This is a genomic window from Pseudomonas sp. BAY1663 (genome assembly GCF_000582595.1).
Lineage (GTDB): Bacteria > Pseudomonadota > Gammaproteobacteria > Pseudomonadales > Pseudomonadaceae > Stutzerimonas > Stutzerimonas stutzeri_AF.
Map to the genome: position 1 here is coordinate 1 of NZ_AZSV01000138.1, position 6,896 is coordinate 6,896.

Annotated in this window: 7 protein-coding genes; 4 read left to right on the top strand and 3 right to left on the bottom strand. The window is 66.7% G+C overall.

Annotated elements, in window-relative coordinates; translation table 11 throughout:
* A partial coding sequence (phnP, locus tag BAY1663_RS21610) for a phosphonate metabolism protein PhnP (RefSeq protein WP_037044935.1) occupies nucleotides 1–641 on the top strand: 641 nt, incomplete at its 5' end.
* A gap of 306 nt (nucleotides 642–947) precedes the next feature.
* Here phnP and BAY1663_RS21615 read toward each other — a convergent pair.
* Nucleotides 948–1,190: a hypothetical protein gene (locus tag BAY1663_RS21615; RefSeq protein WP_037044937.1), complete on the bottom strand. Its 243-nt coding sequence runs from the start codon at nucleotides 1,188–1,190 to the stop codon at nucleotides 948–950.
* Nucleotides 1,191–1,271: 81 nt separating this feature from the next.
* Nucleotides 1,272–1,700, bottom strand: a complete 429-nt coding sequence (locus tag BAY1663_RS21620; protein ID WP_037044939.1) for a DNA methylase — start codon at nucleotides 1,698–1,700, stop codon at nucleotides 1,272–1,274.
* A 375-nt stretch (nucleotides 1,701–2,075) separates the two neighbouring features.
* On the opposite strand from BAY1663_RS21620, the gene BAY1663_RS21625 reads away from it, so the two are divergent.
* The 3 genes from BAY1663_RS21625 (at nucleotide 2,076) to BAY1663_RS21635 (ending at nucleotide 5,630) form a co-directional block, all read left to right on the top strand.
* Nucleotides 2,076–3,029 (top strand): TAXI family TRAP transporter solute-binding subunit, encoded by a 954-nt coding sequence (locus BAY1663_RS21625; protein ID WP_037044942.1) that lies wholly within the window; start codon nucleotides 2,076–2,078, stop codon nucleotides 3,027–3,029.
* 172 nt (nucleotides 3,030–3,201) lie between these two features.
* Nucleotides 3,202–5,226 (top strand): TRAP transporter permease, encoded by a 2,025-nt coding sequence (locus tag BAY1663_RS21630; RefSeq protein WP_037044945.1) that lies wholly within the window; start codon nucleotides 3,202–3,204, stop codon nucleotides 5,224–5,226.
* Nucleotides 5,223–5,630, top strand: coding sequence for a DUF1850 domain-containing protein (locus tag BAY1663_RS21635; protein WP_037044948.1), 408 nt, complete (start codon nucleotides 5,223–5,225; stop codon nucleotides 5,628–5,630). Before BAY1663_RS21630 ends, BAY1663_RS21635 begins: the two co-directional genes overlap by 4 nt.
* Nucleotides 5,631–5,986: 356 nt before the next feature.
* Here the strand turns inward: BAY1663_RS21635 and BAY1663_RS21640 are convergent.
* The coding region (locus tag BAY1663_RS21640; RefSeq protein WP_037044951.1) for an aminopeptidase at nucleotides 5,987–6,896 on the bottom strand (910 nt) is incomplete at its 5' end.

A 6,896-nucleotide genomic window follows, 5' to 3' on the forward strand; every position in this document is an offset into this window, starting at 1 on the left:
CCTGCTCGGCGCTGGTGGAGTGCGGCGGCCAGCGCTGGCTGCTCGACAGCGGCCTGCCGGACCTGTGCGAGCGCTTCGCCCCCGGCAGCTTCGCCGGCATCCTGCAGACCCACTACCACGCCGACCATGCCCAGGGCCTGCTGGCGCTGCGCTGGGGCGTCGGGCTGCGCATCCCGGTACTCGGCCCGGACGATCCCGAGGGCCTCGCCGACCTCTACAAGCATCCCGGGATTCTCGACTTCAGCGAACCGTTCGCCGCCTTCGAGCAGCGCCCGCTCGGCACGCTGCGGGTCACCGCGCTGCCGCTGACCCATTCGCGGCCCACCTTCGGCTACCTGCTGGAGGGCGGCGGACGCCGTATCGCCTACCTCACCGACACCGTCGGCCTGCCGGACGCCACCCGCGACGTCCTCCGGGACCTGGCACTGGACGTGCTGGTACTCGACTGCTCGACACCGCCCCGCGCGACAGCACCGCGCAACCACAACGACCTGACCCGCGCATTAGAGAGCATCGAGGCGGTGCAGCCGACCCGGGCGCTGCTGACCCATATCGGCCACGAGCTGGATGCCTGGTTCATGCAAGAGCCGCGGGAACTGCCGGAAAACGTGCACCTGGCGCACGACGGCATGACGCTCTAGCGAGTAGCCCGACCTGGGCCAGGGCAGACGGGATATCGAGCAGCCTGCTGGCAACGCGTGGAAAACGCTGCGCGGTTTTCCACCCTACCGATGCCGACGTTCGTAGGGTGGATAACGCGAAGCTTATCCACCACCGGCACCCATGCACGGCAAGCCGTCGCTCATGGCCCCGCATTGTAGGAGCCGGCTTGCCGGCGATCGGCGCTACGCCCGCAAGCGGGCTCCTACAGGGTGGCGCGAAAGGTCGATCGCGTTTGCGCCCACAGGCTTCCATGCGGTGTGAGCGGGTTCCGGGCTCGCGCCGGTTCAGCGCCCCGGCTGGGTGCGAAAACCCGGCATGCCGGCGGGGCGTTCGACGCGGGCGGCGGGCAGCGTGCAGTTGAGGTCGCGGAAGGCCCGGTCATCGAGCCGCTCCCAGCCGTGGCCGGGCGAGCTCTGGCGGCAGACGATGGTGCCGTCGAGCTTGCTCTGCCACTGGTAATAGGGCGCCGGCGCGGCGCTGGCCAGCACGGGCAGGAACAGGCTGAAGGCGAGCAGGCAAATACGCATGGCGAACTTCGATACGACGGCGGACAGACGATGGCGCCACTGTAGCGCTTCGCCCGCCGTGCGCAAGCGCCGTCCGGCCGCTCAGTACCAGACCTTCGCCGCCTCGCGCAGGAAGATTTCCACGGTCTTGGGGCCGACACCCTCGAATTCGGCCAGGCGCCTTTCCAGGTCCTTGCGGTTCTCGCTGAGTGCGTGGATGCGCCCGAGCTTGCCGCCGTATTCGCCATTGAGCTTCTCGCAGAACTTGAGCAGGCGCTCGGCGGTGGATTCGTCGTAGCGCACGTAATGGCCTTCGCCGAGCATGTCCACCAGTTGCTGCCAGCTGCAGTGGCCGAGTTTGCGCGGGGTGTCGCGCTTGTGCTTGTCGACGATCACCCGATAGGCCTCGGCGGCGATGTCCTGCTGGATGCGCTTGCCGAACAGGAAGCTGGCGAGGAACCACTTGAACAGCTCGCCCTCGCCCTTGCCGATGTCGATGCCCAGGTCCTGCGCGCTGATTGCCGAGCTCATGCCGCACCTCCGTCGGGGAACACTCCGCCATTCGAATGCAGGCGCCGGCCGAGGTTCGTGCCTCCCGTCCGGGAATGAGCGAATTCCCGCCGATGACGACGCCACCATGAGCGGATTCTTGCCGATACCACCGCATGGCGTTTCGGCGAGGCCGCGTGGCAGAGCCCTTGCGGCGAATGGCACGGCTTCTGCTACAGGCAGATTGCTCGATGCGATTCCAACGACAAGAAGAGCTGCCAGCGATACCTCCCTCCCCGGAACGTCCTCCGGTGTCATCGCCTCTCTGCTTGTTCACCCGGCCGCACATGCGCGCCGTGGCAATCGTCTATCGTCAAGATGTGCGTCAATCAATAACAACGAAACGGAGATCCATCCATGAGACTGACCAAACGCTTGGGCCTGCTCGCTGCCGCTGCGGCCTTCACCGCCAGCACCGCCGCCGTCGCCGCACCGACCTTCATCAACATCCTCACCGGCGGCACCAGCGGCGTGTACTACCCGATCGGCGTAGCCCTGTCGCAGCAGTACAACAAGATCGACGGCGCCAAGACCTCGGTGCAGGCGACCAAGGCCTCGGTCGAGAACCTCAACCTGCTGCAGGCCGGTCGTGGCGAACTGGCCTTATCCCTGGGTGACTCCGTCGCCGACGCCTGGAACGGCGTCGAGGACGCCGGCTTCAAGGCGCCGCTCAAGCGCCTGCGCGCCATCGCCGGCACCTACAACAACTACATCCAGATCGTCGCCAGCAAGGAATCGGGCATCAAGACCCTGGAAGACCTCAAGGGCAAGCGCATCTCCGTCGGCGCGCCGAAGTCCGGCACCGAACTCAACGCCCGCGCGATCTTCAAGGCCGCCGGCCTGGCCTACGAAGACATGGGCCGCGTCGAATTCCTGCCCTATGCCGAGTCGGTCGAGCTGATCAAGAACCGCCAGCTGGACGCCACCCTGCAGTCCTCGGGCCTGGGCATGGCGGCCATCCGCGACCTGGCCAGCACCATGCCGGTGACCTTCGTCGAGATCCCGGATTCGGTGGTCGAGAAGATCGAAAGCGACGCCTACCTGCCGGGCGTGATCCCGGCCGGCACCTACGACGGCCAGGACGCCGACGTACCGACCGTGGCCATCACCAACATCCTGGTGACCCACGACAAGGTCTCCGACGAGGTGGCCTACCAGATGACCAAGCTGATGTTCGACAACCTGTCGGCGCTGGGCAACGCCCACTCCGCGGCCAAGGACATCAAGCTGGAAAATGCCACCAAGAACCTGCCGATCCCGCTGCATCCGGGTGCCGAGCGCTACTACAAGGAAGTCGGGGTTCTCAAGTAGCCGCAAGCTGCAAGCCACTGGCTGCAAGTAAAAGCAGCGGGTGGCTTGCAGCGACTGCGGAGCTTGAAAACAACGCCATGTTTCAGATGTCAGCCACGGACGCCGCCCCCCTCACTGCAGCCTGAAACTCGCAGCTTGAAGCTTGAAGCTGTTTTTCCTGAGAGTGATTTCCATGAGCGAAAGCCAAGGGCTGCACGCCAGCCCCAGCGAATGGCCGAGGGCGCTGTTCTACGTCGCCCTGCTGTTCTCCATCTACCAGATCATCACCGCCGCCTTTCACCCGGTCTCCAGCCAGGTGCTGCGCGCCGGTCACGTCGGCTTCCTGCTGCTGCTGGTGTTTCTCTGCTATCCGGCGCGGGGCAACGGCAAGCCGTTCCAGCCGCTGGCCTGGTTGCTGGGCCTGGCGGGTTTCGCCACCTTCATCTACCAGTGGTATTTCGAAGGCGAGCTGATCCAGCGCTCCGGCGACATGACCACCACCGACATGGTCGTCGGCCTGACCCTGCTGGTGCTGGTGTTCGAGGCCGCGCGACGGGTGATGGGCATCGCCCTGCCGATCATCTGCGGGCTGTTCCTGACCTATGGCCTGTTCGGCGAATACCTGCCGGGCGACCTGGCGCACCGCGGCTATTACCTGGACCAGATCGTCAACCAGCTGTCGTTCGGCACCGAAGGCCTGTACGGCACGCCGACCTACGTGTCGGCCACCTACATCTTCTTGTTCATCCTGTTCGGCTCGTTCCTCGAACAGGCGGGCATGATCAAGCTGTTCACCGACTTCGCCATGGGCCTGTTCGGCCACAAGCTCGGCGGCCCGGCCAAGGTGTCGGTGGTGTCCTCGGCGCTGATGGGCACCATCACCGGCTCGGGCGTGGCCAACGTGGTCACCACCGGCCAGTTCACCATTCCGCTGATGAAGCGCTTCGGCTACCGCCCGGCCTTCGCCGGCGGCGTCGAGGCGACCTCGTCGATGGGCAGCCAGATCATGCCGCCGGTGATGGGCGCGGTGGCCTTCATCATGGCCGAGACCATCAACGTGCCCTTCGTCGAGATCGCCAAGGCGGCGCTGGTTCCGGCGCTGCTGTACTTCGGCTCGGTGTTCTGGATGGTCCACCTGGAAGCCAGGCGCGCCAAGCTGCACGGCCTGCCGAAGGACGAGTGCCCGAGCGCCTGGGCCGCGGTGAAGGAGCGCTGGTACCTGCTGATTCCGCTGGCGGTGCTGGTCTGGCTGCTGTTCTCCGGCCGCACGCCGATGTTCGCCGGCACCATCGGCCTGGCGCTGACCGCCATCGTCATCCTCGGTTCGGCGATCATCCTCAAGGTCTCCAGCGTCGGCCTGCGCATCGCCTTCTGGATCGCCCTGGGGCTGCTCTGTGCCGGCTTCTTCCAGCTCGGCATCGGCGTGATCTTCGCCGTCATCGGCGTGCTGGTGGCGGTGTGCTGGTTCATCAAGGGCGGCCGCGACACCCTGCGCATCTGCCTGCACGCGCTGGTGGAAGGCGCGCGCCACGCGGTGCCGGTGGGCATCGCCTGCGCCCTGGTCGGCGTGATCATCGGCGTCGTCTCGCTGACCGGGGTGGCCTCGACCTTCGCCGGCTACATCCTCGCCATCGGCCGCGACAACCTGTTCATCTCGCTGGTCCTGACCATGCTGACCTGCCTGGTGCTGGGCATGGGCATCCCGACCATTCCCAACTACATCATCACCAGCTCGATCGCAGCTCCCGCGCTGCTGGACCTGGGCGTGCCGCTGATCGTCTCGCACATGTTCGTCTTCTACTTCGGCATCATGGCCGACCTCACCCCGCCGGTGGCGCTGGCCTGCTTCGCCGCCGCGCCGATCGCCAAGGAGCGCGGGCTGAAGATCAGCATGTGGGCGATCCGCATCGCCATCGCCGGCTTCATCGTGCCGTTCATGGCGGTCTACGAGCCGGCGCTGATGCTGCAGGGCGACAGCTGGGGCGCGACGCTGTACGTGCTGTTCAAGTCCGCCTTCGCCATCGGCCTGTGGGGCGCGGTGTTCACCGGCTACCTGCAGCGCAGCATGGCCTGGTGGGAGAAGGTGCTGGCCTTCGCCGCCGGCGCCGCGATGGTCCTGTCGATGCCGATCAGCGATGAAATCGGTTTCGGCCTGGGCGTGCTCTTCCTTCTCCAGCACTTCTGGCGCGCCCGCCGCGCCGAGCCGGCGACGGCATGATCGGCCTGTGCCTGGGGCTGGCCGGGGTGGTGTGGGCACAACTGCCCGCACCCGCCTTCACCCTGGCGTGGAACCACACCATCGAGAAGATCCGCTGGGAAGAGGATTACCGTGTGACGCCGGACGGGCTGCTGCTCGGCGAAGCGCGGGTCAAGGGTTCTGGTGCCGGGATGGAAATCCCGGATGACGCCGAACTGCGTGACGGGGCCTGGCACTACCAGCGCCAGATGCCACCGTTGCCGCTCCTGCGCCTGGGGCGAACCCCCGAGGCGGGAGATTACCAACTGTGTTTCGACCAGCGTTGCCACGCGATGAGCGAATGGCTCGGCCCGCCACAAGCGGACCGGCCGGCGCTGGAGGCCTGGGGCTGTACCTTGGATGAGGGTAGCTCCGCCGGCGGCTGAAGGGCTGGCCGGAGGCTGGGAAAGGGGGTGTGATCGTGAGGTTGCATCCCTTTTTTCTGGGTGCGGGGTGGCCGACGGCAACTCGCTACATCCCTGCGGATTGCCCAACCCGAAGGGGTACTTTTCGGCTTCAAGCTTCTGGCAAGTCTATGGCCTGCATCGCCGCGGGGGCGCGCCCACTGGGGCGGCGTGCACTTGCTGCTTTTGTGGGAGGCCCGACCTCGGGGCGATGCTCTTGGGCTTCTAGCAAATCTGTGCCCTGCATCGCCGCGAGGGCGCACCTCCCACTGGGCACGGCTTGAAAGCAAGACTTTCATATCGACAACGCCCAGCTTGCAATACGGTATTTCCCCATTTCAGCGCTCCACCCCCAACAAAACAGCTTCCCGCTCATCCGCCGGCTGCCCGGCCAACGCCTTCACCTCTGCATGAAAGCGCCCCCAATCCCCGCCACTGCGCTCGAACAACGCCGCGAACGCCCCGCCCCAGCGGTCGTACAACCCAAACGGCACCAGCGTGGCATTGTTCAACGGCTGGGCGAACCAGCGGTCGAAGCGCCGGTCGCCGTCCCAGTGCGCGTCCCGCAGTACCCGGTACCGCTGGCGCAGACGCACGAACTCGGCCTGCTTCAGCGCTCGCAGCTCGGCTTCCGGCCGCCCCGAGGCGTACAGCCCGGCCAGCCGCTCGCGGGTCTGCAGCAGCAGTTCCACCAGTTGCCGGTAGCGTGCCCGGCCTTGCCCGTCCGGCTCCGGCAGCCCGCGGCTGGAGCGCCACTGGCGCAGGCCTTCACGCTCGACGAAGCTGGCGTAGGACTCGTTGAAGGCCGTGTCGCCAGGCAGGTACAGCCGCTGGTGTGCCAGCTCGTGGAAGATCAGCGCCGCCAGTTGCTCGTCGTTGCGCCGCAGCATCGAGCTGAGCAGCGGGTCGCTGAACCAGCCGAGCGTGGAATAGGCCTCCACCCCCGCGACGTGGGTATCCAGCCCGCGCAGCTGCAGGCGCGCCGCTTCACCACGGGCCGCGCCCGGGTGGTAATAGCCGCGGTAGGCCACGCAGCCGGCGATGGGGAAGCAGTGCTCGAGCGGCGCCACCGAGAATTCCTCGGTGGCGAACACATTCCACACCACGTAGGGCCGCTGGATATCGGCATACGAGCGGTAGCTGTCATTGTCCGGCAGCGCCAAGTGCCGGCTGGCGAAGTCGCGCGCCTGCAGCGCGCCGGCCAGGCGCTGGCGCAGGATGGCGTCCTGCCCCGGGTCGGCGACCAGC